The sequence below is a fragment of the Archangium lipolyticum genome, from assembly GCF_024623785.1.
GTDB lineage: Bacteria > Myxococcota > Myxococcia > Myxococcales > Myxococcaceae > Archangium > Archangium lipolyticum.
In genome coordinates, this window is record NZ_JANKBZ010000046.1 from 34,592 (window position 1) to 58,764 (window position 24,173).

General features: G+C 68.8%; 20 protein-coding genes. 11 read left to right on the plus strand and 9 right to left on the minus strand.

Annotated features, from left to right (window positions below):
- Positions 1-3 precede the first annotated feature (3 nt).
- The 4 genes from eutB to NR810_RS48225 form a co-directional block, all read right to left on the minus strand.
- Positions 4-2,325, minus strand: coding sequence for an ethanolamine ammonia-lyase subunit EutB (eutB, locus tag NR810_RS48210; protein WP_257462602.1), 2,322 nt, complete (start codon positions 2,323-2,325; stop codon positions 4-6).
- Between the two features lie 89 nt (positions 2,326-2,414).
- A complete protein-coding gene (locus NR810_RS48215) occupies positions 2,415-2,975 on the minus strand; it encodes an NUDIX hydrolase (protein ID WP_257462604.1) in 561 nt (186 codons plus the stop codon).
- Between the two features lie 4 nt (positions 2,976-2,979).
- Positions 2,980-3,837: a SirB1 family protein gene (locus tag NR810_RS48220; protein WP_257462605.1), complete on the minus strand. Its 858-nt coding sequence runs from the start codon at positions 3,835-3,837 to the stop codon at positions 2,980-2,982.
- A gap of 51 nt (positions 3,838-3,888) precedes the next feature.
- Positions 3,889-4,167, minus strand: a complete 279-nt coding sequence (locus tag NR810_RS48225) for a hypothetical protein (RefSeq protein WP_204220936.1) — start codon at positions 4,165-4,167, stop codon at positions 3,889-3,891.
- Between the two features lie 197 nt (positions 4,168-4,364).
- Here NR810_RS48225 and NR810_RS48230 point away from each other — a divergent pair, with 197 nt between their 5' ends.
- Complete coding sequence (locus NR810_RS48230) at positions 4,365-4,682, plus strand: DUF2795 domain-containing protein (RefSeq protein WP_257462606.1); 318 nt, start codon at positions 4,365-4,367, stop codon at positions 4,680-4,682.
- 1,229 nt (positions 4,683-5,911) lie between these two features.
- Here NR810_RS48230 and NR810_RS48235 read toward each other — a convergent pair.
- Positions 5,912-7,774, minus strand: coding sequence for a protein kinase domain-containing protein (locus NR810_RS48235; protein WP_257462607.1), 1,863 nt, complete (start codon positions 7,772-7,774; stop codon positions 5,912-5,914).
- Positions 7,771-8,619, minus strand: coding sequence for a DUF2381 family protein (locus tag NR810_RS48240; RefSeq protein WP_326522554.1), 849 nt, complete (start codon positions 8,617-8,619; stop codon positions 7,771-7,773). Before NR810_RS48240 ends, NR810_RS48235 begins: the two co-directional genes overlap by 4 nt.
- 148 nt (positions 8,620-8,767) lie before the next feature.
- Between NR810_RS48240 and NR810_RS48245 the strand changes: the two genes are divergently transcribed.
- The 3 genes from NR810_RS48245 to NR810_RS48255 all read left to right on the plus strand — a co-directional run bounded on the left by NR810_RS48245 (position 8,768) and on the right by NR810_RS48255 (position 10,664).
- The gene (locus NR810_RS48245) at positions 8,768-9,667 is read left to right on the plus strand and encodes a hypothetical protein (RefSeq protein WP_257462610.1); all 900 of its coding nucleotides are present in this window, start codon (positions 8,768-8,770) and stop codon (positions 9,665-9,667) included.
- Positions 9,667-10,107, plus strand: coding sequence for a CoA-binding protein (locus NR810_RS48250; RefSeq protein ID WP_257462612.1), 441 nt, complete (start codon positions 9,667-9,669; stop codon positions 10,105-10,107). The genes NR810_RS48245 and NR810_RS48250 overlap by 1 nt, the downstream gene beginning before the upstream one ends.
- Positions 10,108-10,184: 77 nt before the next feature.
- Complete coding sequence (locus NR810_RS48255) at positions 10,185-10,664, plus strand: hypothetical protein (protein WP_257462613.1); 480 nt, start codon at positions 10,185-10,187, stop codon at positions 10,662-10,664.
- 1 nt (position 10,665) lies between these two features.
- Here the strand turns inward: NR810_RS48255 and NR810_RS48260 are convergent, their stop codons facing one another.
- The gene (locus NR810_RS48260) at positions 10,666-11,541 is read right to left on the minus strand and encodes a patatin-like phospholipase family protein (RefSeq protein ID WP_257462614.1); all 876 of its coding nucleotides are present in this window, start codon (positions 11,539-11,541) and stop codon (positions 10,666-10,668) included.
- Between the two features lie 103 nt (positions 11,542-11,644).
- Between NR810_RS48260 and NR810_RS48265 the strand changes: the two genes are divergently transcribed.
- Together NR810_RS48265 and metH are read left to right on the plus strand one after the other, a co-directional pair.
- Positions 11,645-12,541, plus strand: coding sequence for an ArsR/SmtB family transcription factor (locus NR810_RS48265; protein ID WP_257462615.1), 897 nt, complete (start codon positions 11,645-11,647; stop codon positions 12,539-12,541).
- Positions 12,538-16,053 carry a methionine synthase gene (metH, locus tag NR810_RS48270; protein WP_257462616.1) on the plus strand — a complete coding sequence of 1,172 codons (3,516 nt, stop codon included), beginning with the start codon at positions 12,538-12,540 and terminating at the stop codon, positions 16,051-16,053. Before NR810_RS48265 ends, metH begins: the two co-directional genes overlap by 4 nt.
- Positions 16,054-16,174: 121 nt before the next feature.
- Here metH and NR810_RS48275 read toward each other — a convergent pair whose 3' ends face one another.
- Entirely contained in the window at positions 16,175-17,026 is an 852-nt protein-coding gene (locus NR810_RS48275; protein ID WP_257462617.1) for a YwqG family protein, read from the minus strand.
- Between the two features lie 48 nt (positions 17,027-17,074).
- On the opposite strand from NR810_RS48275, the gene NR810_RS48280 reads away from it, so the two are divergent.
- Genes NR810_RS48280 through NR810_RS48290 form a run of 3 tightly spaced genes read left to right on the plus strand, consistent with a single transcriptional unit; the run spans position 17,075 to position 19,678 of the window.
- Complete coding sequence (locus NR810_RS48280) at positions 17,075-17,617, plus strand: DUF2378 family protein (protein ID WP_257462619.1); 543 nt, start codon at positions 17,075-17,077, stop codon at positions 17,615-17,617.
- Between the two features lie 37 nt (positions 17,618-17,654).
- On the plus strand, positions 17,655-18,572 hold the full coding sequence (locus NR810_RS48285) for an alpha/beta fold hydrolase (protein WP_257462620.1): 918 nt from the start codon (positions 17,655-17,657) through the stop codon (positions 18,570-18,572).
- 14 nt (positions 18,573-18,586) lie between these two features.
- A complete protein-coding gene (locus NR810_RS48290; RefSeq protein WP_257462621.1) occupies positions 18,587-19,678 on the plus strand; it encodes a uroporphyrinogen decarboxylase/cobalamine-independent methonine synthase family protein in 1,092 nt (363 codons plus the stop codon).
- Positions 19,679-19,687: 9 nt separating this feature from the next.
- On the opposite strand, the gene NR810_RS48295 is transcribed toward NR810_RS48290, so the two are convergent.
- Positions 19,688-19,897, minus strand: coding sequence for a DUF2934 domain-containing protein (locus tag NR810_RS48295; protein ID WP_257462622.1), 210 nt, complete (start codon positions 19,895-19,897; stop codon positions 19,688-19,690).
- Positions 19,898-20,320: 423 nt separating this feature from the next.
- Here NR810_RS48295 and NR810_RS48300 point away from each other — a divergent pair, with 423 nt between their 5' ends.
- Both NR810_RS48300 and NR810_RS48305 read left to right on the plus strand, forming a co-directional pair.
- Positions 20,321-21,373, plus strand: coding sequence for a type 2 periplasmic-binding domain-containing protein (locus NR810_RS48300; protein ID WP_257462624.1), 1,053 nt, complete (start codon positions 20,321-20,323; stop codon positions 21,371-21,373).
- 133 nt (positions 21,374-21,506) lie between these two features.
- Positions 21,507-24,173, plus strand: coding sequence for a hypothetical protein (locus NR810_RS48305; RefSeq protein ID WP_257462625.1), 2,667 nt, complete (start codon positions 21,507-21,509; stop codon positions 24,171-24,173).

A 24,173-nucleotide genomic window follows, 5' to 3' on the forward strand; every position in this document is an offset into this window, starting at 1 on the left:
GGCTCAGGAGGCGGAGGTGAGCTCGCCGAGGAAGCGAACCACCTCCACCGCCGCGGCCTCGGGCCTCAGGCTGGTGTCGGAGATGCCGGCCACCACGCGGGTGATGTTGTGGTCCACCGCTCCCGGCTGGGCCCAGAGCCGGGCCGGGGGGGCGGTGACGTAGGCGGAGAAGCTGTGGTGCCCGGAGCCCGGGCGCTCGCCGACGACGTGGATGAGGGCCCGGGGTGCTCCCAGGGCCGCGTCCCCGAAGAGCAGCTCCGCCGCGCGATAGCCGGCCCGCACGCGTCCCAGGCTCAGCACGAGGTGCTCGGGGGCCACGCGGTAGCCAGCGGCCTCCAGCCGGGTGCGCAGCGCGGTGAGGAAGGGGCGCAGGTGGCCCTCGTCCATGAGGGAGCGCGCGTCCAGCCCGTCCGAGATGGCCAGCTGCACGTTGAAGCGGCCCGCGTGGCGCGCGCGCAGCGCCTCCAGCACGCGCTCGGAGGAGGGCTCCAGCTGCTCGCCCGAGGGCGGGTGGAGGATGTAGTCGCGGCGGTCGGCGGCGCGGGTGCGCAGGCGCACGGCGTCGGGAATCGTCGCGACGAAGTCCGGGGTGAAGTCGGTCCAGAGGCCCGTCTTGGCGTCGTCGTAGAGCTGGCGGAGCTCCCGGTCGAGCGTGGGCTCCAGCTCCCATGGCTGCTCGCCATGGCCCACGGCGAGGGGGACGCCACGGGCGCGCACGTCGGCCATCTGCCGCGCGGCCTCGGCGAGCACGTCCGCGTCCGGGCGCGTGTCGCCCTGGTGGCGGCGGTACTGCAGGTACACCCAGGCGGGATCGCCGAAGTGCTCGGTGGGCCGGCCCTCCGCGTCGATGACGCCGAGCCGCTGGAAGAAGGCCCACATCCGGTCGTCCACCTTGTAGCCGTGCTTCTCGCGCAGGCGGACGTGGTCCTGGAACGCGGTGGTCAGGTAGCTGAGCATCGGATCGTTCCGGGTGGGCAGCGCCATGAGGTAGCCGGGGTTGGCCGGCATGAGCTGCTCCTGGCACCACTCCAGGTCGTCCAGCGACACGTCCATGTGCAGGGTGGAGCAGACGTCCAGGCCGATCGTCAGGCCGTGCAGCTTGCCCATGACGATGTCCTCGAGGCAGCAGCGCACCAGCTGCTCGCGGGTACGGAACACCTCGGGACCGATGAAGCCGGCCACGTCGTTGACGTGCACCCAGGGGGCGGGCTCACGGCCGGCGCGGGCCTGGGCGGCGGCGACGCGTTGGGTGAGGGCGCGGGAGAAGCCGTACTTGCGCGACTCGTGCACCACCATGTCCGCGCCGGCGGCATGGCCGTTGGTGGCGTCGGCGCCCTGGCCCGTCTCGAAGTACATGCCCCAGCGCCCGGTGCGCGAGGCGGCATGGGCCTCCATCTTCTCCAGGGTGACGTCGAAGGTGCGGTTGGCGGCCTCGGTGCTGCCCAGGCTCTGGAACCAGATGCCGGTGGTGCCCGGCTGCATGGCCTCCACCACCGCCTGCACGTCCACGTGGGCCAGCACGCAGTGGGGCATGACGTCCTGGAGCCCGAACGTCACGAGAATCTCGTGCAGGGCGGACTCCACGGCGGCCACGGACTCGGGGGCCGAGGACACCGGGTTGGTGCCGAGCACCACGTCCCCCACGGCGAAGGACCAGCCGTTGAAGACCTGCCAGCGGATGTCGTCCGGGTGGTCCGTGGGTGAGTTGGGCTGGATGCGCGCGCCCAGGTACCCCCTGGCGCCCACCTTGCTGCCGGGGAGCGGGTTGAAGACCTTGCGCCCCACGGCCGCCAGCTCCTCGTTGGACAGGAGCTTCACCACGCAGCCGATGGCGTCGCTGCTCAGCCCGTCCTTGATCTCGTGGATCTCCTCCTCGCTCGCGGAGAGCAGGAAGGACTTGAGCTCGCCCAGCGTCCAGCTCGCGGTGCGTGCCTGGGCCTCGGTGTCGAGCGCCCCCTGCATGTAGGAGTAGAGCCGCTCCTCCACCAGCGGGTACGCGTCCAGGTCGCCGATGCGCGTGCGCGCGAGCAGGGCCCGGGCGTTGCGGCGGGACACCTCGTCGGCCGCGGCGACTCCGATGGCGGCGTCCCCCTCCTTGAACTCATTTGCTGCACCAACGACCTGCTGGTAGAGCCGGTGCTCGAAGGTGCCGCGGAGGCGTGTCACGTAGGCGAACACGTCCTCCCCGGGGAGGATGTCGTGGAGGGACACGAGGCCGGGAGCGCTCTGGGGCGAGTGCGCGGCCCCGGGGCCGGCGTCGGGGGTTGGAGCCACGGGAAGCCGCGGCGAGGGCTCCTCGAGTGGATGCGTCAGGCTTTCGGCCATGGCGGACTCTCCTCGGGGTAGGAGGCTAATCCCACCCCGGATGCGTGTCACGGGAGTCCCGGTCGAACGCGGCTGACCAGCCGACAATTTCAGCGGGTGCCCGCGGCTCCGGCGTTCAGGTGCTCCAGGAAGAAGGCCACCACCACCAGGGAGTGGCTGATGGCGCCGCTCAGGATGAGCTGGGGCACCGCCGAGCGGGGGTGCAGCTCCACGGCGATGTCCTCGCCCGCGTCCTGTCTGCCCTCGTGCGCCTTCACGCAGTCGAGCGCCAGATAGCTGTGACAGCGGTTGCTCTGGATGGCGGGGTTGGGGTGCACCTGCCCGAGCCTCACCACGCGGCCCGGCACGTACCCCGTCTCCTCCTCCAACTCGCGCGCGGCGGCCTCGGCGGGGTCCTCTCCGGGTTCCACCATACCGCCCGGAATCTCCAGCGTCGTCTCCGCGATGCCGAAGCGGTACTGGCGGATGAGCACCAGCTGCTCGTCCTTCGTCACCGCGATGATGTTCACCCAGTCCGTGCTGTCGATGACGACGCGGGGGTGCTCGTGGCCGGTGCGGGGGTCCGCCACCACGTCCTGCCGGACCTTGATGACGCGGTAGTCGTGCTCCAGGCCCCGGCGCAGGCGGGGCCACGGTTTGATGGGGTTCATCGGCTCAGTTCAACAGCGCGGCGCGCTCGCGCAACTCCCGGGCCGTCAATTCCAGCCGATCCCGATCCGGCGCGTCCGGCGACAGCTCCAGGCAGCGCTCCACGTCCTTGAGGGCGGCCCGGTAGGCCCCCAGGTTGGCGAGCAGCGCCGCGCGGGTCCGCAGCTCGCCCGGGTGGTTGGGGGCCAGCATCAGCAGCAGGTCCACCACGGCCAGACCGTGTTCGCCCTCGTCGCGCTCCAGGTACACCCGGCGCAGGTTGGACAGCATGCGGTAGGCGATGAGCTCCACGGGCGCCGGGGCCAGCATGGAGGGGTTGAACTTGAGCTGCGGCGCCACGCGCTGCAGCAGCTCCCGGCAGCCCTCCTCGGTGAGGATCTCGCCGCCGTGGAACGGGTCCACCACCAGCTTGTGGTCGTCCCCCGTCTCGCAGGCCACCAGGAAGTGCCCGGGGAAGGGGACGCCATAGAGGGGGATGCCCGCGCGCCGGGCCACCTCCAGGTACACCACGGAGAGGGTGATGGGCAGGCCCACCTTCCGCTCCAGCACCTGGTCCAGGAAGCTGTTCTCCGGCGCCTGGTAGTCGTCCTCGTTGCCGCGGAAGCCCTCGATGTCCGCCAGCACGTGACGCAGCGCGGTGAGACCGGCGAGCACCTCGCCGTGGCCCGCGTCCCGCTCCATCTCCAGCTGCACCCGGGCTGCCAGCGCGTCGAGGGTGTGCAGGTAGGCCGAGGCATCCAGGGACGGCCGGTTGATGGTGGCGATGGCCAGCGCCGCCAGGTCCAACCTCGGAGGGTCGGCCGCGAGCGCGGACACGAGGCGTTCGCGGGCTACGGACGGGCTGAAGGTCGAGGTGATGCTCACGGCGGGAAGGACTAACCCAGGCGGGGGCGGACGGCAAAGGCAGGCAGGCAGTCAGCTCCCAGGGGGTTCGGGGGGCAACAACCGACCCTTGATTTCGGCGTTCATCGCCACCTGGGCGGAGATGAGCCCCGACAGGAGCCCGTCCTCGAACTCGAAAGTCGGGTGTTGCTTGAGTTGCGGGAAATCGTGGGGGTTGCGCAGCTCCTCCGGGGTGATGTTGGGGACGACCTCGCGAGCCAGGCGGAGGACCTTGGCCTGCTGCTGGGAAATCATCCGTTCGAAGAGCTTGCCGGCAATCTCCAGCATCTCCCATCCGGTCTCTTCCGTCATCGCACGTATCTCCTCGCCCGGGAGCTGTAACCCAGGGGACAGGGAAGCACCAATCTATCCTGGCCCCTGGCTGGTTGGCTGCCCGGGAGACATGGCGGGCGGTGCGAGGTCGAAGTGGCCCCCCGGACATTTCATCCCCAGGTTGAGGCAAAGCCCCGGGAGCGGAGGGTTGCCCGGGCGGAAAGGCAGACGACACGATGGCATTCGGATTTGCGGAGAACCCGGCGCTCTCGATCACGCCGCACCTGGACTCCGTGGACTACCCGGCCACGCGAGAGCAGCTCGTCTCGGCCGCGGCGGACAACGGCGCGTACGTGGACATCATCAACGTCCTCAAGTCGTTGCCGCGGGAAGAGTACCAGTCCCGGGAAGACGTGATGCGCGACCTGGCGGAGGCGGCGCGGCGTTTCGCGAGCGGGGGGCTGCGGGACGATGACGGGGTGGACAGGGACCGGCGCAACATCGGCCGCGACCTGGTGGAGAACGCCCCCGACGGGAACTCGCGGCATCCGTAGTGGCGAGGAACTGAGCAACAGCTGAGCAATGAGGCGCTCGCGGGCGCCGGCCAGGGAGGGCCGGTACTCGCGGGCGCTTGGTTTTCCGGCGCGCGATGGAGTCCCCACGGCCCGGCCTGTACACTCGGGCCTCCGAGGTCTCGGGGGGCCGGATTGATGACACGCGTGTGCGGGGAGGACATCTGGGAGGCGTGTGGATCCTCCCATTACGACTTGTGCATGGATGCGTGTCAGGAGGAGATGAAAAGTAGAGGCTGGCGATGAAGTGGCGTGCTCGCCTTGCCATCCTGATGGCGTTTCTGTTGCCGGTCCCTCTGATTTGGGCTTCGAGCAGGTTGCTGTCAGGCGGCCTGAGTGTGTCCGAAGCGCGCGAGAATGGTAGCAGGGTTGTTCCAATACTCCCGCCAGACGAGACGAGACGGTTGCTCACCTTCGAGCGGTCCTGCCAGAGAAACGAGGATTGCGATGCTCCACTCGTCTGTCTGCGCGGCCAGTTCATGTTGAAGAACGCCTGCGTGGCGAGCACTTGTGAGACAGACGTGGACTGTCGCGAGGGACTCTCCTGTCATTCAATCGCAGCAGGTGATCGCGTAGTCCGCATGTGTGGGGCCTCTGGCATGGCGCCAGAAGGGGCGTTTTGTATGGAACTGCCCGTCAAACGGGACATGGCGTGTGCGCCGGACCTGGTGTGTGTACCCACAAGGAATGTCGCCGCCCCTGCCAGCCCCAGGAGCCTCGGAGTTGCCCGGAGGGCTTCTACTGTCATGCCGGGGATGTGAAGGGGCCCCGTGTGCCTGCCGACGTGCGAAGGGCGCTCGTGCCCCGATGGGCAGCGATGCGTGGCACTGGAGCATGGAGTATCGATTTGCGCGCGGGTGCATGGACTGGATTGCCAGCTCAATCCCTGCCCGGAGGAGCAGGTCTGCTATGTCGCGGCTCGGGAGTCACGAAATGAGGTATGGATGAGGTGCATGCTTTCCTGCGACATGCAGGAGCGACCGTGCCCCGAGGGCTTCTCGTGTATGAGTGGTCGCTGCATCCAACGATGTAACTCGAATGCGTCAGGCTCCTGTGGGCCGATGGAGGAGTGCGTGGGGGCGCGGGAGGACCACCCGGGGTTGTGCATGTTCGACCTCGGCAAATGAGGTGCGTGCCCGGCGCCCGGTCTTCCTCCTGGAGACACGCGGCGCACGGAGCTCCGCTGTCTCACCCGTCTCGCGAGGAACGGCTCAGCGCCAGTCCGGAGGAGCCATGTTGATGCGGGGGACGTAGTAGCCCTTGGGCCCCTGCAACACCGTTTCGAAGGCCGGGTCATTGAGCACCACGTTGCCGGGGCTCTTGTCCACCTTCGCCGGGTCCACCTTGCCGCCCTCGATGGGCAACTTCGCGTAGGTTGGGATGCCGTACTGGTGCAGGTCATCCACGGCCACACCGCAGATGGGCATCGAGGTGCCATCCGGCAGGTAGAGGCGGTCGAACTGGATGTAGACACGGTTGGGGGTCGTCACCGCCTCACCTGTGATTTTCAGGTACAGCTCCTGGCCCTTCATCACCACGAGCATGTCAGCGGTGACGGGACCGGGCTTGAGGTTGAGGGAGCCTCCGTCCTCAATGGATCTGTCCGAGGCCGGGGTGCCGGTCTTCAGGAAGGAGCCCTGCTCATCCGGCTTGATGCCCAGCGTGACGGGGGTGGCGCGGGCCTCGGGGGAGCAATTGGCGAGGTACCCGATGGGATCTGGCCGCATGGGTGTGGTGGCGCATCCGGCGAGTTGCGCGGCGGCCGCCCCCAGCAGGCTGGTGAGCAGTGCGCACAAGCGCGAGGGCGCCTGCACCGACTCGGTGGAATCTCTGAGGGTGGTGTCGGGAGGGGAGGCGGATGGCACGGACTGGGTTCCTTTCTCGGGGGGCACCAGAGTGGCTGGCGCGGTGGACTCCGCGCGTGAGCCGTCCTCCCGGGGAGGGGCCATTGTCACGCGGAGGAGTGTCCACCCTAACCCGAGCAGTCCCAGTCCGAGGGCCAGCGCGATGAGCCACCGCGACCATCGTGTTCCAGCCCGCTGCGTGCGCCCGGCGGGAGTTTCCTCTGGAGCCGACGGGGCCTCTCGTACCTCCTCCATTACGTCCACATCTGGGAACGACTCCCGCAGCCGTGAGCACTCGGAGGGCCGTTTCGCTGGGGCCTGCCAGGGGGCGGTATGTCCTTCTTCCCGAAGCAACAGCTCCAACTCCTCGCGTACGGCGCGGGCGCTCGGGGGGCGCTGTCCCGGCTCCTTGGCCAGCAGCCGCAGGGTCAGCGCGGACAGGGAGGCGGGAGCGTCGGGCACGAGCTGCCCGGGCTCCGGGGGCGACACCGTGGCGATGGCCACCAGCAGTTGCTCCAGTGACAGCCGGGTGCTGAAGGGACGGCAGTTGGTGAGTGTTTCGTACAGCAGCACGCCAAGGGCATACAAGTCGGCACTGGACTGGGCCTTCAGCCGTGAGCCCTTGTGCATGGCCTCGGACACCAGGAATGAGATGACCTCGGGTGGCTGGCAATGCAGCGTACCCGGTGCCAGTCCGTCCGTCAGAGTGCGGGCACACGGCAGGTGTACCGACCCGAGGTCGATGAGGAAGGGTTTGTCATCGCCCTTTCGCACCAGCAGGTTGTCGGCTTTGAGGTCCCGGTGACACATGCCGCGCTCGTGCATTACTTCCAGGGGCTTCAATGCCTCACACAGCACTCTCATGGAGCGGTGAAGGGAAGCACGCTCGCTCCAGCGCCATTCGTGGAAGGTGCTCGCGGAGACATACGGAGTGACGAACCAGGCGTAGCCTGTTTCAGGGTCGGGCCACCGACCCCATTCGAGCACGGGCAGCAGGTTCGGGTGCTCCAGGTGCTCCAGCGAGGCCACCTCGCGGCGCATCCAGGCATCCACCTGGTCCTCGTCCTCGGCGGAGACGGGCCGGGCCGCCATCTTCAATGAGTAGCTGCTGCCCGCGCGCTCCATCAGATAGACGAAGGAGAAGCCGCCGACGCCCAGTCGGCGCACGATGCGGAAGTCCCGCACCATGTCCCCCGCGCGCAGTTGGTTGGGGTGCAGGGGCGGGCTCATGGGCGCACCGGTCCCTCTCCCAGGGAGAGCGGCCGGAAGACTCCGGGCGAGTCCTCTCCATCCAGCGCCAGCTCCAGTCGTGAGGCTCCTTCCGGAAGCCGGCTGGTAAGGACATGTTGCTGGCGTATCGAACTTGCCGCTCCCGAGAGCAGGTGGGCGGGCCACTCCAGCAGGACACCGTCCGCGAGCGTCGCCCGCAGCCGTGCTTGCACCAGCTTCCAGGGTGGGGTGCCTTGCTTGCTGCTTCGCACGATCACGGTGACGAAGAAGCGCCGGTCCAGCCAGAGCACGGATTGGACCCGCCCACGTGAGTCCTGTGTGTTGTACTTCACTGCTTCCTGGGGGACGTCGAGAGTGGCGCGGGCGTCCGGTGCGCCGAGGAGGCTCCGGGCCATGTACTCCGCGCCGTCCTCGTCGGTGGAGCCCCAGGCGTGCACTACTCGCACCCTCGCATCCACCACGTCGTGCCGGGTGACGAGCACGAAGCGGAGGGGGGCGGCGCCGGGTCCGGCGTCCAGGGTGAGCGTCACCCGCTCGCCATCGGCCAGGGGCCTGGTGAGGAGGATGACCATCGAGTCATCGCTCGTCGGACCGAGCTGGATGCGCTCCTCGTGCTCCGGGAGCTTCGGGGCCCCGGGCTTCAGCGGCGCTTCGAACCGCACGAGGGTGGCCACGTCCGCCGCCACGTGCAACTCCACGGGAGGCACCTCGCCCGGCCGGGCGGGGACCACGAGTGTACGCCGCTGGAACATCTGCCCAGCAGGGTGTTCCTGAGCGATAGCCGGGACGGAGAGCAGGAACCACGGAAGGAGGATCCAGGGACCAGGACGCACGCGAGTCCTCACACGGGCAGGCGGTCAGGGTAGGGGAGGCTCTCCCGCCGGGGCAAGCGCAAAACCACTTCCGCCGTCATCCCGGATGAGCCGACTTCGTGGATGAGGTGGCCCCGAGCCGCGACTTCCGCGGGGCTTTCTGACAGCGTTCGCGGCCGTCATGTGCACCCTTCGTTCGTGCTCCCTTCTGTTCCTCGTGGTCGTGACCGCCGCGTGCAAGCGCAACGTTCCCTCGCTGGTACCCGAGCCGACTTCGTCACCCCCTTCACGACTCGAGTTCCAGCCTTCCGTGGACTCGGCCCTCACCGAGACGGTGAAGAGCACGGTGCGCGGCGGCGCGTCAGGTACGCGGGACGCGGAGATGACCACCGTCACGAGCTTCACTCCCGAAAGGGACGGTTGGCTCCTCACCCAGCGTGTGACGCGGGCGGGCTACTCCCAGGATGGAACTCCGGTGGACACGCTGGTCGACGACGTCCTCACGCGCTTCACCCTGCGCGTGCGGCTCGCGGCGGATGGCACCTATGTGCAGGTGGTCGAGCCGGAGGCCGCGCTGGTGGCACTGAAGGACGTTGCACCGGCCGGGGTGGACGTCACGCCCCTGGAACGCTTCTTCTCCCCGGAGACGCTGGAGGCGAGTACGCGCAACGAGTGGCAGGTGAAGTACGGCGGTCTCTACGGCAGGGGCCTGGAGCTGGGACAGCGCTCCTACGCGGTGGGCACGGTGTCGTTGGGCGGACGCGAGGTGACGTACCTGCTGGAGCGCACCGTGGCCGGGACGCTGCTCACTGAGTACGGCGAGGCGTGGGTGTTCTCGCTGCGCTGCCTGGATGCGCCGGGCGACACCGCGCCCCCGGATGTCCAGGACACGTTGCGGCTGGCGGGAAACCCCACGCTGACACCCGGGGTTCAGTGCGAGGGAGAACAGTTGCTCGGAAGGGGCCGCTTCCTGCCGGTGAAACGCGAGTTCACTCTACGGGCGCCGTTGGACGGTGATACCTGGACGTGGGCGACACGGTCGGCACTGGAGTCGCCGCGGGCGCCCGAGGAGGAGCAGTGATGAGCTACGTGGAGAACCTCATCGAGGACGAGGCGGGCATCCGCGCGGTGGTGCAGGGCAGCAAGCGGGTGGCGGTGCTCGGCATCAAGACGGAGCAGCAGTCGGGGCAGCCGGCCTACTACGTGCCGGAATACCTGTCCCAGGCGGGCGTGGACGTGGTGCCGGTGCCCGTCTACTACCCGGAGGTGACGCACATCCTCGGCAAGCCGGTGTTCCGGCGGTTGGTGGACATCCCCGGGGACCTCGACCTGGTGGACGTGTTCCGGCGGCCGCAGGACATCGACCAGCACGTGGATGACATCCTCGCCAAGAAGCCGAAGGCGGTGTGGTTCCAGTCGGGCATCCGCAACGACGCCGCGGCCGAAAAGCTGGCACGGGCGGGAATCAAGGTGGTGCAGGACCGTTGTCTGATGGTGGACCACCGGCGTTACGGGCGCTGACGCCTCGGATTCCAAGAAGGCGCGAGCGCGTGGCTCTGGATGAATGTCCACTCGGAGTTCCGTTAGTGTCCCGCGCCATGCAACGACAGTCTTCCCCCGGTGTCTTCTTCGATGAGTCCTTGTGGCCGTTGCTCATCATTCGTTTCTCGGGGGAACTCTGTGCTGAGCAGTCCGAGGAGTTCCTCCGCGGGGCGGAGTTCTATCTCCGGAGGGGTGAGCGGCATGTCTGTATCCTGGATGCGACGCTCGTTCACGGCATGGCGTCGCCCCACAGGCGCAAGCAGCAGATCAGCTGGCTCGAGACCTACGAGTCGTCCCTTCGAGCGCTGACGATCGGCAGCGCCTTCATCTTCCCCTCGCCCTTCCTGCTTCTGGCGATGAGGGCCTTCCTGCACGTCAAGCCGCTGCCGGTGCCGTACTTCGTCGCCTCCGAGATGCACGAGGCCGCGGGCTGGGCGGCCGAGCGGCTCGATGCGGAAGGGATGTCGTTCCACGCCCGGCGCGTTCGCGAGCACTTGAAGCTCCAGCAGTCCTGCCTGGTGCGCTCCGCCGGTTAGCTCACGCCTGCTCGAAGGGCACGGGAGGCCGGGCCAGGGCGCGCTCGGCGCTCAACTTCGCCTGGTGCAGCGCATCGAAGCCGCGCTCCATCTGTGTCGGGGACACCGGCGGCAGGTTGGACACCACCACATGGACGGGGAAGCCGCGCTCCTTCAACAGCGCGAGCTGCAGCCGGAAGTGATCGTGCCGCAGCGCCGCCGAGCCCGCCGCGATGCCCTGCGCGTACGCCATGGGCCCGCCCAATATCGTGCGCGTGCGGCTCGGCAGGAAGTGCACGAGGATGGCGTCCAGGTCCTTGCCGAACGCGCTCTCCCGCATCGACAGCGCGGGCGCCTTGTCCACCAGTCCTCCGTCCCAATACAGGTCCCTCCCCAGCCGCACCGCGCGGAACAGGCCCGGGTAGGCGCACGTGGCGTGCACCCGCGGCGCCAACTCGCCCGAGGTGAAGACCTCGTGCGTGCCCTGCGTCAGGTTGGCGCTCGCCAGCAGCAGCGGGTAGGGCAGCTCCTCGAAGCTGTGCACCGGCAGCGTCTCCTCCAGCAACCGGCGGAAGCGCTCACCCTTGAGCAGGCCCGTGGCGCCGTGGCCCTCGGAGGGCAGGCCATTGAGCACCGCCCCGATGGGGTCCGGATCCCAGAACGCCTGCCGCGTCTGCTTGAGCACCAGCTCCTCGATCGCGTGCACGCTCGCTCCCGCGGCCGCATAGGCGGCGATCAGCCCACCCGCACTCGTGCCCGCGTACGCCGCCGGTCTCAGCCCCGCGCCCGCCAGCCCCTTGAGGAAGCCGGCGTGTCCGTAGAAGCCGAAGTACCCGGCTGAGAGAACGAGTCCGAAACGTTTGCCTTCGAGGAGCTGGTGCAGGGTGGGAGCGGGCATGCCCTGTCTCTAGACGACCCTTCCCCACATGGCAACGCGCCGCGTCGGCCCGGCGGTCTTCCCTGGCCTTTCGGGCCGCATCGACGTATGTAGATTCACCGATATGGAGGAACTGTCCCAATCCTTCCGGGCCCTGGGAGACCCGACGCGACTGCGAATCCTGCGCCTGGTGGCGCGGGCGCCGCTGAACGTGTCGGAGCTGGTGTCCCTGGTGGGGGTGGCGCAGTCCTCGGTGTCGCACCACCTGGGCAAGCTCAAGGGACTGGGGCTCATCCGCGAGGAGCGGCAGGCCGGCTTCACCTACTACTCGCTGGCGCTGGGGCCGGTGGATGCGCGCTGGCCGCTCATCCGCCTGGCCCGCGAGGCGGAGGACGAGGAGGGCGACCTGGCGCGGCTGGAGGACCTGCTGCGGATGCGCGCGGACCGGCAGGCCCTCAACGAGCGGCTGCTGGAGCCGGGGCAGTCCTGGTTCCTCTGGGCCGGAGCCCTCGCCTCGCTGCTGCCGGCGCTGGACGTGGCGGACTTCGGGTGCGGCACGGGCCTGCTCTCGGTGTCCATGGCGCGCTGGGCCTCGCGCGTGTGGGCCATCGACCAGAGCGAGGCCGCGCTGACGCAGGCCCGCGAGCGCGCCTCGCGCGAGGGCCTCTCCAACATCTCCTTCCTGCGCGAGGACCTGCACCGGCTGTCCCTGCCGGCGGGCGAGCGCGACCTGGTCGTCATCTCCCAGAGCCTCCACCACGTGGAATCCCCACCGGCGGTGCTGGCCGAGGCCGCCCGCATCCTCAAGCCGGGGGGCAAGATGGTGGTGCTGGAGTTGATGCCCCACGACGAGCGGTGGGTGGTGGAGCGGTTGGGCCACCGGCACCTCGGCTTCGCGCCGGAGACGCTCGAGGCTTCACTGCGCGAGGTGGGTTTTGGTGCCCTCACGCGCGAAACGCATGCACGCGAGGGGGCGAGCCCCTTCCGCGTCTTCCTCCTCACGGGAGTCAAACAGCGATGAGCAGCCATCTTCCCGCCCCTCTTCCTCCACCCCCGGGTGAGAACGGCCGCCGCGTGGAGGCCCTGCGCGCCGCCATGCGCGAGCGCGTGCTGGTGCTGGATGGCGCCATGGGCACGCAGCTGCAGGCGAAGAACCTCAAGGCCGCGGACTTCGGCGGGCCCGAGTACGAGGGCTGCAACGAGTACCTCGTGCTCACGCGCCCGGACGTCATCGAGAGCATCCACGCGGCCTACTTCGCCGCGGGCGCGGACGTGACGGAGACGGACAGCTTCGGCGGCACGCCGCTGGTGCTGGCCGAGTTCGGCCTGTCGCACAAGGCGATGGAGATCAACATCGCCTCGTCGAAGCTGGCACGCAACGCCGCCGAGGCCGCCGAGGCGAAGGATGGGCGGATGCGCTGGGTGGCCGGTTCCATCGGTCCCACCACCAAGGCCATCAGCGTGACGGGCGGCGTGACTTTCGAGGAGCTGGTGGACAACTTCGCCGCGCAGGCGGAGGGGCTCGCGCTGGGCGGCTCGGACTACCTGCTCATCGAGACGTGCCAGGACACGCGCAACGTGAAGGCGGCGCTGCTCGGGTGCGAGCGGGCCTTCCGCAAGCTGGGGTGGAAGCTGCCGGTGGCGGTGTCCGGCACCATCGAGCCCATGGGCACCATGCTGGCGGGCCAGTCCGTGGAGGCGCTGGCGGCCTCGCTGGAGCACGTGGAGCTGCTCTACCTGGGCCTCAACTGCGCCACGGGCCCCGAGTTCATGACGGACCACATCCGCTCGCTGGCGGCGATGAGCCCCTTCGCGGTGTCGTGCGTGCCCAACGCGGGTCTGCCGGACGAGAACGGGCACTACCTGGAGACGCCGGAGATGCTGGCGCGCTCGCTGCGCCGCTTCTGTGAGCAGGGCTGGCTCAACGTGGTGGGTGGCTGTTGTGGCACGCACACCGGTCACGTGAGCGCCATCGCCCAGGCGGTGAAGGGCCTGGTGCCGCGCCGCAACGTGCCACCGTCGCGCTCCACCCTGTCCGGCGTGGACTTCCTGGAGGTGCGTGACGAGGAGCGCCCCGTCATCGTCGGCGAGCGCACCAACGTCATCGGCAGCAAGAAGTTCAAGGAGCTCATCATCGCGGGGCAGCTCGAGGATGCCTCGGAGATCGCTCGCGCCCAGGTGAAGCGTGGCGCACAGGTCATCGACGTGTGTCTGGCCAACCCGGACCGGGACGAGCTCGAGGACATGCGCCAGTTCCTGGAGGTGGTCGTCAAGAAGGTGCGCGTGCCCTTGATGATCGACTCCACGGACGAGCGCGTCATCGCGATGTCGCTCACGTACTCGCAGGGCAAGGCCATCATCAACTCGGTGAACCTGGAGGACGGCGAGGAGCGCTTCGAGAAGGTGGTGCCGCTGGCGCGCCAGTACGGCGCGGCGCTGGTGGTGGGCTGCATCGACGAGAAGGGCATGGCCGTCACGCGCCAGCGCAAGCTGGAGGTGGCCGAGCGCTCCTTCGAGCTGCTCACCCGCAAGTACGGGATGAAGGCGGAGGACCTGTATTTCGATCCGCTCGTCTTCCCGTGCGCCTCGGGTGACGTGCAGTACACGGGCAGCGCGGTGGAGACCATCGAGGGCGTGCGGCTCATCAAGCAGCGCTTCCCCCAGTGCAAGACGGTGCTGGGCATCTCCAACGTGTCCTTCGGCCTGCCCACCGCGGGCCGCGAGGTGCTCAACTCGGTGTTCCTCTACCACTGCGTCCAGGCGGGCCTGGACATGGCGCTCGTCAACTCGGAGAAGCTGGAGCGCTACCCGTCGCTGCCCGCCGAGGAGCGCCAGCTGTCCGAGGATCTGCTCTACAACCGGGGAGGAGACCCGGTGACGCCCTTCGCCGCGCACTTCCGCGAGCGCAAGCCGAAGAAGGCGGACGTGAGCACGCTGCCGCTCGAGGAGCGGTTGCAGCGCTACATCATCGAGGGCAGCCGCGATGGCCTCCAGGCGGACCTGGACCTGGCGCTGGAGAAGTACGCGCCGCTGGAGATCATCAACGGCCCGCTGATGAAGGGCATGGACGAGGTGGGCCGGCTCTTCGGTGCCAACGAGCTCATCGTGGCCGAGGTGCTCCAGAGCGCCGAGGCGATGAAGGCGGCGGTGAGCTACCTGGAGCCGAGGATGAGCAAGGCCCAGGCGGCTTCGCGCGGGAAGATCGTGCTCGCCACGGTGAAGGGAGACGTGCACGACATCGGGAAGAACCTGGTGGAGATCATCCTCGCCAACAACGGCTTCCACGTGGTGAACCTGGGCATCAAGGTGCCGCCCGAGCAGCTGGTGAAGGCGGTGCGTGAGCACAACCCGGACATCGTCGGCCTGAGCGGTCTGCTGGTGAAGAGCGCGCACCAGATGGTGGCCACGGCGGAGGATCTGAAGCGCCAGGGCGTGGCCGTGCCCATCCTGGTGGGCGGCGCCGCGCTGAGCCGCAACTTCGTGGACAGGAACATCGCGCCGGCCTACGGCGGTGGCACGGTGGCCTACGCTCAGGACGCGATGAGCGGCCTGGAGCTGGCCAAGCAGATCGTGGATCCGGCGGCGCACGAGAAGCTGAAGGGCGAGCTGGCCGAGCGCCGGACGAAGCTGTCCCAGCAGGACAAGGATCGGCCCAAGCCGAGCGCCCCAGTGGTGGCGGCGCGCAGCCCGGAGATCTCCATCCTGGAGCAGGTGCCTCCGGCGCCGGACTACGTGCGGCACGTGCTGACGAACACGCCGCTGGACACCATCTGGCGCTTCATCAACCCGGTGATGCTGTACGGACGGCACCTGGGGCTGCGCACGGCGTCGCGCGCGCTGGGCACGGCGGCCGAGGCGGAGCTGGCGAAGACGGAGGAGGGCCGCAAGGCGCTCGCGCTGAAGGAGCAGGTGGAGCTGATCAAGGGCTCGCTGCGCGACGGGCGGATGCAGGCCAAGGCCGTGTTCCAGTTCTTCAAGGCGGCCAGCGACGGCAACCGCATCTCCCTGTTCGACGGGCAGACGGGTGAGCCGCGCGTGGTGTTCGAGTTCCCCCGGCAGGAGAAGCAGGGCGGGCTGTGCCTGGCGGACTTCGTGAGGCCGCTGGAGGGCGGGGAGCCGCGGGACAACCTGGCCATGTTCGTGGTGACGGCGGGGCAGGGGATTCGCGAGCTGAGCGAGGAGTACAAGGCGAAGGGCGAGTTCCTGAAGATGCACGCGGTGCAGGCGCTCGCGCTGGAGACGGCCGAGGCGTACGCGGAGATGCTGCACACGCAGCTGCGCAGCATGTGGGGCTTCCCGGACAAGCCGGACATGACGATGCTGGAGCGCTTCCGCGCGGAGTACCAGGGCAAGCGCTACTCGTTCGGCTACCCGGCGTGCCCGAGGCTGGAGGACCAGACGCTGTTGTTCCAGGCGCTGAGGCCGGAGGAGATCGGCGTGCAGCTCACGGACGGGTGCATGATGGAGCCGGAGGCCAGTGTGTCCGCGCTCGTCTTCCACCACCCGCAGGCGAGCTACTTCTCGGTCACCTGAGAGGTTCCCGTGGATGTCCCCTCTCCCTCTGGGAGAGGGCTAGGGTGAGGGTCTTCGCCCGGGGTCTACCCTCACCCCCCGCCCTCTCCCAGGGGGAGAGGGAGCATGCGCAACCCGATTCTCAACGGCACTGAAGCCCGAGCCACGCCTTGTCGAAGCGGCGGGCGCGCAGGTCCTGAGCGCGGATGAGCAGATACAGGCTGCCGTAGTCGCCCCACGTGAAGCCCGTCTGGTCGTCCGAGCCGATCTGCCACAGCAGGTTCCACTCGGAGGCACCGGGCATCAGCCTGCGCGCCTGGGGCGAGTCGTATCCTCGCGAGTCGCCGCAATACAGCCCATGTGAGACGAGCTGTGCCTCCAGGCGCGCGTCGTTCTGCACCCACCAGGGATGGCCGCCCACCTGGTGCGTGTGCTCGCCGCCCGTGAGCCGCTCGCGCAGCACCGCGTAATCATCGGCCTCGGCCTCGCCCCAGTCCTGCGCGATCATGCCCCCCGCGCGGTCCCAGGCGTCCGGCAGGGACATGCCGAGCCGGGGCGTCAGCCGCAGGGGGAGGTCGAAGGCCAGGCCCGCGTCCACCAGCTCCGCCGGGGGCGCGAGCGGTACCGCCTCCTCGCTTCGCGGCGTCCAGACGAGCTTCCAGAAGGCGCTGTCCTTCGGGTCATACCCCCAGTGCTGCTCCTGCACGTCGTAGAAGAGAGCGAGCACCCCATCACGAGGCAGGTCCGGCAGGGCCTCGCCCCGGCACGCGGCCAGCTCGGCGAAGTCGAGCTGTCCCACGAAGTGCAGCGGGCCGCTCGGCGAGTGGGGCCACGCGGTGCCCTCGGGGACGAGCGGATGTCCACCGTAGCGACATCCGGGGATGTCCGAGTCTTCCATGTCCCGGGCGGTGAAGAGGATGCAGGGCGCGACGGCGGACTCGATGCGCTCGCGCCAGCGGTCGAGAGAGGGCGGCAGGGGTGGAAGCTCGAGCATACGTGCGCGCGACGCTAGCCGACTTCCGGTACAGTCCCCACGCGCATCATGCAGGGCTCTCCTTCCGGTCGTGCCACACAGGGCAGTTTCTTCGAAGGCCTCTTCATCCACTCGCTCCGTGCGAGCGGGGCCTTCGCGGACGCGCTGCGTGCTTGCGGCTTCGACGTGAGCAAGCCCAAGGCCATCTACCCCATCGAGGTCTGGAACGAGGCGCTCGAGCTGGCCTGGCACCACTGCTACCCCGGGTTGACCCGCGAGGCCGCGTACCGCGAGCTGGGCCGCCAGCTCGGCGAGGGGTTCCTGAAGACCTGGATGGGCAAGGTGGTGGATATGGGCCTGCCCATGCTGGGCCCGGAGCGCCTCGTCTCTCGCATCCCCAGCCTCATCGCGCTCGATACCTTCCGCTACGACGTGAGGGTGACCCAGCTCGGCTGGCACCACCACCGTGTCTGCTTCCGGAACGATCCGGATGCCAAGCCCGACCTCATGGCGGGTCTCATCGAGTCCGGTCTGCGCCGCACCGGCGTCGTCCCCTCCGTCACGGTGTCGATGCGTGCCGGGCGGGACTTCGACCTCGACGTGACCTGGTGAGCGGCATGCCTTTCCGAGAAATGATAGGGAAGGGGCCATGATTTCTCGCACGCTCGACCTCGGTGGACCCGTTCACTACATGGACTACGGCGGCTCCGGGCCGACGATGGTGCTCGTCCACGGGCTGGGCGGCTCGCACCACAACTGGATGATGGTGGGGGAGAAGCTGGCCCGGCGCGCGCGGGTGGTGGCGTTGGATCTGACGGGTTTCGGACTGACGCCGCTCGATGGGCGCTCGGCGAGTGTGCACGCCAACCAGGCGCTGTTGGATCGCTTCATCCAGGCGATCTCCCCCTCCGAGCCGGTCCTCCTGATGGGCAACTCCATGGGCGGGGCCATCTCGGTGATGCAGACGGCGCGCAACCCCCAGCGGGTGTCCGGCCTGGTGCTGGTGAACCCCGCGCAGCCGAGCGCCGAGGACACCCGGATGGAGCGGGAGGTCTTCGCCCTGTTCGCCCTCTACGCGATTCCGGGCGTGGGCGAGTTCTTCGTGAAGCGGCGCGCGGATCGCCTGGGGCCCGAGAAGACGGCGCGGGGCATGCTCAAGCTGTGCTGCCGGGACCTGGACCGCTTCCCGCCGGAGGTGGTGCGGGCGCACCTGGAGGCGGCGCGCGAGCGGCACGAGCGGATGCCCTGGGCCAACGAGGCCTTCGTGCAGGCGGCGCGCTCGCTGGTGTTCCTGCTGCTGCGCAAGAAGTCGTTCCGCGCGATGGAGCGGGGGATTCGGGTGCCCACGCTGCTCGTCCAGGGCTCGGAGGACCGGCTGGTGCCGGTGGCCAACTCGCGAGAGCTGGCCCGGGTGCGGCCGGACTGGACGTACGTGGAGTACGCCGGCATCGGCCACACGCCGATGATGGAGATTCCGGACGAGTTCATCGCCACGGTGGAGAAGTGGCTCGACGGAGCTGGACGCGCCGCGTTGGAGACGGGAGCGAAGGTGGCGCGGGCTTCCTGAAGTACACTGGGGGCATGAGCGCGCCGAACATCCGCCGGGCCATCCAGCTCCTGCCCACCTGTGCCACCACGGGCATCGGGAGCCTTCCGCATACGCAGCTCGAGCTGGGCCTCCAGGCCGCGCTCGCGCTGGACATTCCCTTCCTGCCCCAGTTGCCCGTGGGCCGGCCCTCGGAGTTCATGATTCCGCAGGCGCTCGAGGGGTTGCCCGGCTTGCGGTGGGACGACGAGGGCATGTGCACGGTGGACCTGAGCGCCTGGGCGGCGGGGCGCGCGGAGCTCGAGACGCGGCTGGAGACGGCGCTGTCCTCGGGGACGCTGGAGTCCTTCGAGCCCTCATTGGATGGCTGCCGGGCGTGGCGGCCCTTCCTCTGGGAGGTGGAGAACCGGAAGCTGGCCTTCGCCAAGGCGCAGATGGCGGGGCCCTTCACGGTGCGCTCGGTGGCGCGGACGAGCGAGGGCCAGGCGACGCTGGACGTGCCAGGGCTGGACGAGGCCATCTTCCGGCTGGTGCTGGCGCGCTCGCTGGCGATGGTGAAGGCGCTGCGTCGGGCGGGGACGACGCCCCTCTTCTTCCTGGACGAGCCGGGCCTGTTCGCCTTCGAGCGCGCCAACCCCCGGCACCTGCTGGCCATGCAGGAGCTGCGGCTGCTGGTGGTGGCGCTGCAGCGGGAGGGCGCGCTGGTGGGCGTGCACTGCTGCGGCAACACGCACTGGGCAAGCCTGCTGGACGCGGGGTTGGACGTGCTGTCCCTGGATGTCCGGTTGTCGCTGGACGCGGTGCTGGAGGAGTCGGGGGCGTTCGCGCGCTTCCTGGAGTCGGGGGCGACGCTGAGCCTGGGCATCATCCCCACGGACCTGACGTCCACGTATCAGGTGGGGGAGCTGGTGGACGCGGTGGAGGTGTCGCTCAAGGCGGCGCTGCCTTCTGGACACTCGTTCCCACGGGTGGGCTCGCAGGTGTTGCTGACACCGGCGTGCGGCCTGGCCATGCGTACGGTGGTGGACGCCGAGCGCGTCCTCGAGCAGCTCAAGGTGGCGCAGCGCAAGCTGCGGGAGGCGTTGGTGGCCGAGCTGCCTTCGCTCCGGCCACCGTTCGCGAGCTGACTCCTCGTCTCAGCGCCCGAGCTTCAGCTCGCGCTCGGCCTGGAGCCAATCATCCTCGTGGCGGCCGTGCTGAGCGCCGCGCGAGAGGAAGAGCTCATAGGCGCGGCGGGCGATCTGCTCCTGGGTGGGGCTGTTGCGCGAGGCCGCGCCATTGCGCGTAGAGGACTCCGGCGTCTGCTGGGACGAAGTGTGGTTCGTCCTGGACTGGGTGCGTGCCATCAGGGGGCTCCTCCGTGTGGTGAAGACTGCTGCCCGAAGCATCGGCACGAGCCCGGGTCGAGGGAAATTGGACCCGCGCACCTGCGTCCGGGTGTCGACATGACGGCCCGGGTCCTGTCCGTTGGCCGACACGCGGGGACAAGACACGATTGTGTCAAACACAGACAATGGCTCCTGGCGCCCTGGAATCTTCCGCCGGAATCTCTCTCGTGTCACTCCAGACACATTCCTTTATCAAACGCCCGGATGTGACCTGCCGCTGGCCTGGATTTGACGATCTTGGAGCACCCATCGTCCGGGCTTTTGATGCACCTTGCCGCGCGTCGATGCCCCGCCCCGTGAGCGTGGGGCCTTGAATTTCGCCTGGCAGTGACCGGGTGGAACGCAGCGCCAGCAAACAATTGCCATTGAGAGGAACACCTCATGAAGAAGATGAGCTGGGTGATGTCCGCGGCCATGGTGTCGGTGTGGGCGATGGGTTGTGGCGGTCAGGAGCTGGAGTCGGTGGAGACCGCGCAGGTGGCGGCCGAGCTGACCGACGGTAACAAGCTGTTCGGGTCCGACACGCTGAAGTCGGCCCTCATCGGCGCCAACACCGCCGCGAGCGCGGGCCTGTCCATCCAGGGTCTGGGCTCGGGCGTGGGCGAGGGCTGCATGCGCGCCGGTTCCGGTACCAGCTGCGTGGGCCGCCAGCAGACGCTCGCCCCCATGTCGCGGGACTTCAAGGCGGGCACCTGTGCGAACGGTTCCGCCTCCACCGGCGCCTGCTGTGCCGGCGAGCAGAGCAACGTCATCGCGCTCGACGCGGTGAACGCCTGGGTGAGCGCCTCCAACGCCACCACCAACATCACCAAGAGCAACCTGAAGGCGCTCTTCTGTGGTCCCGCCGGTGACGGTCTGAACTGCGCGGCCACCACCTGGGTCAAGTACCGCCGCGATGACGTGTCCGGCACCACGGACACCTTCAAGTCGCTGGTCGGCTGCACCGCGTTCTGCCCGGACGTGAAGGTGGTCGTCGACGGTGCCAACGCCGCCCTCTTCACCGACCCCGCCCACCCGACCCCGTGCTCGGCCAGCGACAGCGCCACCACCTGCATCGGGAAGATCACCGCCAGCACCGACGCCACCCTGAGCGCCAACGCCATCGGCTATGCCGGTGACTCGGCGAAGCAGGGCACCGCCAACAAGGCCCTCAACGTGGACGGCATCGCCCCCACCGCCGCCAACGTCCGCAAGCTCATCTCCGCGCCCGCCAGCGCCTACCCGCTCTCCCGCAAGCTCTTCCTGAACGAGAACGTCAACTTCGCCAAGGACCCCAAGGAGGCGACGCTCTACAACTGGATCTACAACAACAAGCAGTCCTTCCAGAACCTCCTCACCGGCCAGGGCTTCATCTCCTGCGACACCACCGGTCCGCTCAAGTGCGGTGGCCCGAACAACGACGGCAAGAAGGCCGGCGTGTGCCAGGGCATCTGAGCACCTGAGCCTCTGAATTCCTGAGACATCCGCGCTGACGGCGCGCCGGGCTGGGGGAGCGACCGCTTCCCTGGCCCGGTACGTCGTGCGCGCGTTGGCATTTGCATTTGCTGGGGAGGAAGCTGGAATGTGGATGACGCGTGCTCGGCTTGGACAGGGCCGGGCGTTGTGCATGGTGTTGGTCTCGCTGGCCGTTGGTTGTGAACCCAAGAAGGAGGAGCCGCCCGCTCCGGAGCCGGAGGCCGTGGTCTGCGTCCCGGCGCGCTCGAACGAGCGGCTCCCCGTGCGCCTGGCGTCCACGCGCGAGACCTCCCAGGAGACCTTCGACAACCTGCTCGTACGGGTCGATGCGATGTGTGGCTCCTGCCACGCGGCGCCCGCGTCGACGGGGGGATTCCAATACACCTCGAGTCACGCGAGCCTGAAGGCGGTGGGGGCGCAAATGGCCTGGCAGGCCTCCCAGGGCGCGATGCCTCCGCTGGCCTCGGCCGAGCAGCTCAAGCAGGCGGTGGCCCTGGGCAGGGCGCTCTCGTCCTGGATCGAGCAGGGCACGCCGACGGGCACCTTCACCGTGACGGAGGACACGTCCCTCGGCGAGGTCACCGAGGTGACTCCGGCCGTCGCGGAGGCGATGACGGACCTCGGCAACTGCATCCCCTCCGAGAAGGGCCTGGGGAGCGATCCGGACAAGGACGCGTACTTCGCCAGCCTGACCGGGCTGCCGCGCTACCTCTCCGAGACCGACACCGACATCATGACCCTGGACGCGGAGAAGCTGGCGCGGCACGGCACCTTCGCGTTCGCGCCCACCTACCAGCTCTTCTCGGACCACGCGAAGAAGCTCCGCCTGGTGCACGTGCCGGCCGGAAAGGCCATCGAGTACGACCGCGCCAGCGGCAGGTTCGTCATTCCGCCCAACACCCGCTTCTACAAGACCTTCTTCAAGGCGGTGAAGGATGCCCAGGGGAAGGTGAGCTACCGCCGCATCGAGACGCGGCTCATCGTCACCCGGGCGCGCTGGCAGGACGCGGTCTTCGGGACGTACGTCTGGAACGAGGCGGGGACGGTCGCGGAGCTGCATGACATGCGCTACCGCGATGGCTCACGCTTCTCGGACCGCGTGCTCGTCTACCGCTCGGACGAGGCCACCGGCGCCACGCGCAACTACGCCATCCCGGGCCGCCACCGCTGCATCGACTGCCACACCGGCTCCGAGGGGGAGAACTTCGTCCTCGGCTTCACCCCGTTGCAGGTCAACCGCCGCGCTCGCGGGGAGGGCGGGGTGGAGCCGAACGTCGACGTCCTCGAGGACGAGCTGTCCCAGGTGGACCGGCTCATCCGCTACGGCGTCATCAAGGGCATCAACTCGAGCGCGGAGCTGCCGAGGCTCGAGGCCTCCGCGGGCGACCGCAAGCCGCGCAACAAGGAGGAGCTCGAGCTGCAGGCCTACATGGTTGGCAACTGCGCGCAGTGCCACAGCCCCAAGGGGTTCGCCGTGGTGAGCAACCCGGCGATCGCCCACCTCGACTTCTCCGCGGGCGGCATCCTGTTCCAGTTCGACACCCGCCTGAAGGAGAGCAACGGGCTGAAGTACTACGTCAACACCCAGGTGTCCGACTTCGAGGCGGATTTGAAGAGCCGCTCGCCCGCGAGCACGTTCTACCAGCGCGTCGCCCAGGACACGACGGCGGAGTACATCCACATGCCCGCCAACGTTCCTGGCAACGATTGCCGCCTGTCCTTGCTGGTGGCCCGGTGGATCGGCTCGCTGGACTGGCCGGCGGACGGCTCCACCCCGGAGCAGAAGGAGGCCGCCCGGCGCGAGCGCATCCGGAAGGCGGAGGCCGTCGTGAGCGCCACCTGTCAGAACCCTCCCGACGTGCGGTGGATCGCCGAGGACTTCACGGACAAGGTCCCCTACGAGCCGCGCAACACGGCCTGGAAGACGAGCATCGGCTCCGGGCCCTTCGAGTACCTGACGCGCTACCCCATCACGAGCCAGCACGCGCAGCTGGCGCACCAGCGCTTCCCGACCAACTTCTGGCGGCCCAAGCCCGGGTGTGACTTCGAGTCCCGGCCCCGGCCCGCCACCATCGAGCGCTGGATGGTGGATGACCTGGGAGAGCCCATCCAGCCGTGGGGAGAGCTCTACGAGTCCACGCCTGGCGCGACGGTGTTCCAGGGCATCTGCGCCAACTGTCACGGGCGCGCGGGAGACGGGCAGAGTGGCGCCGCCAAGACGCTGGTCGCGCTCAACGGGGCACGCGTGGCCAACCTGGTCAGCGGACTGTTCGGCCGCTCCAGCACGGGCGAGGGCCACTACAAGATGTTCGACGCGGAGCTCGGTGAGCACGGTGCCGCGCGCTACCTGACGTGGATGGCCGCGGGAGGGACGCCGGTGAAGTTCTCCGAGGCCTTCATGCAGGCGTGGGTGAAGTACGGCGAGGTGGACATCGACTTCTCCAGCGAGCCCAAGGACTGGGAGCGCTGGGGCGCCAACATGCTCGGGGCGGCCCGCGGCGCGTGCGATCTCATCCGCGTGGGCAAGTTCGGCACCGGCTCCGCCGAGCCCAATGGCGGCAACATCCTGGCCATCGGGGGCACGACCATGTGGACGCGGATCTGCACGCTCGACAACCCGTTGACCGATGCCATCCGCGAGGGCACGGACACCGCCGCGACCGCGGAGTGGCTCCAGCGCGCGCAGTTCAACGCGGGAGTGATGGCCTACTTCTACCTGCGGGACGAGCTGTCCCAGGGACGCATCTACCCGCTGCGCAGTGAGTGCGACAGGCGATGA

Coding starts and splice junctions, on each gene's coding strand:
- NR810_RS48290 (WP_257462621.1), top strand. CDS start 18,587: ATGAGCGCGCCGAACATCCGCCGGGCCATCCAGCTCCTGCCCACCTGT.
- NR810_RS48285 (WP_257462620.1), top strand. CDS start 17,655: ATGATTTCTCGCACGCTCGACCTCGGTGGACCCGTTCACTACATGGAC.
- metH (WP_257462616.1), top strand. CDS start 12,538: ATGAGCAGCCATCTTCCCGCCCCTCTTCCTCCACCCCCGGGTGAGAAC.
- NR810_RS48215 (WP_257462604.1), bottom strand. CDS start 2,975: ATGAACCCCATCAAACCGTGGCCCCGCCTGCGCCGGGGCCTGGAGCAC.
- NR810_RS48275 (WP_257462617.1), bottom strand. CDS start 17,026: ATGCTCGAGCTTCCACCCCTGCCGCCCTCTCTCGACCGCTGGCGCGAG.
- NR810_RS48265 (WP_257462615.1), top strand. CDS start 11,645: ATGGAGGAACTGTCCCAATCCTTCCGGGCCCTGGGAGACCCGACGCGA.
- NR810_RS48225 (WP_204220936.1), bottom strand. CDS start 4,167: ATGACGGAAGAGACCGGATGGGAGATGCTGGAGATTGCCGGCAAGCTC.
- NR810_RS48250 (WP_257462612.1), top strand. CDS start 9,667: ATGAGCTACGTGGAGAACCTCATCGAGGACGAGGCGGGCATCCGCGCG.
- NR810_RS48300 (WP_257462624.1), top strand. CDS start 20,321: ATGAAGAAGATGAGCTGGGTGATGTCCGCGGCCATGGTGTCGGTGTGG.
- eutB (WP_257462602.1), bottom strand. CDS start 2,325: ATGGCCGAAAGCCTGACGCATCCACTCGAGGAGCCCTCGCCGCGGCTT.
- NR810_RS48255 (WP_257462613.1), top strand. CDS start 10,185: ATGCAACGACAGTCTTCCCCCGGTGTCTTCTTCGATGAGTCCTTGTGG.
- NR810_RS48235 (WP_257462607.1), bottom strand. CDS start 7,774: ATGAGCCCGCCCCTGCACCCCAACCAACTGCGCGCGGGGGACATGGTG.
- NR810_RS48305 (WP_257462625.1), top strand. CDS start 21,507: ATGACGCGTGCTCGGCTTGGACAGGGCCGGGCGTTGTGCATGGTGTTG.
- NR810_RS48280 (WP_257462619.1), top strand. CDS start 17,075: ATGCAGGGCTCTCCTTCCGGTCGTGCCACACAGGGCAGTTTCTTCGAA.
- NR810_RS48245 (WP_257462610.1), top strand. CDS start 8,768: ATGTGCACCCTTCGTTCGTGCTCCCTTCTGTTCCTCGTGGTCGTGACC.
- NR810_RS48260 (WP_257462614.1), bottom strand. CDS start 11,541: ATGCCCGCTCCCACCCTGCACCAGCTCCTCGAAGGCAAACGTTTCGGA.
- NR810_RS48295 (WP_257462622.1), bottom strand. CDS start 19,897: ATGGCACGCACCCAGTCCAGGACGAACCACACTTCGTCCCAGCAGACG.
- NR810_RS48230 (WP_257462606.1), top strand. CDS start 4,365: ATGGCATTCGGATTTGCGGAGAACCCGGCGCTCTCGATCACGCCGCAC.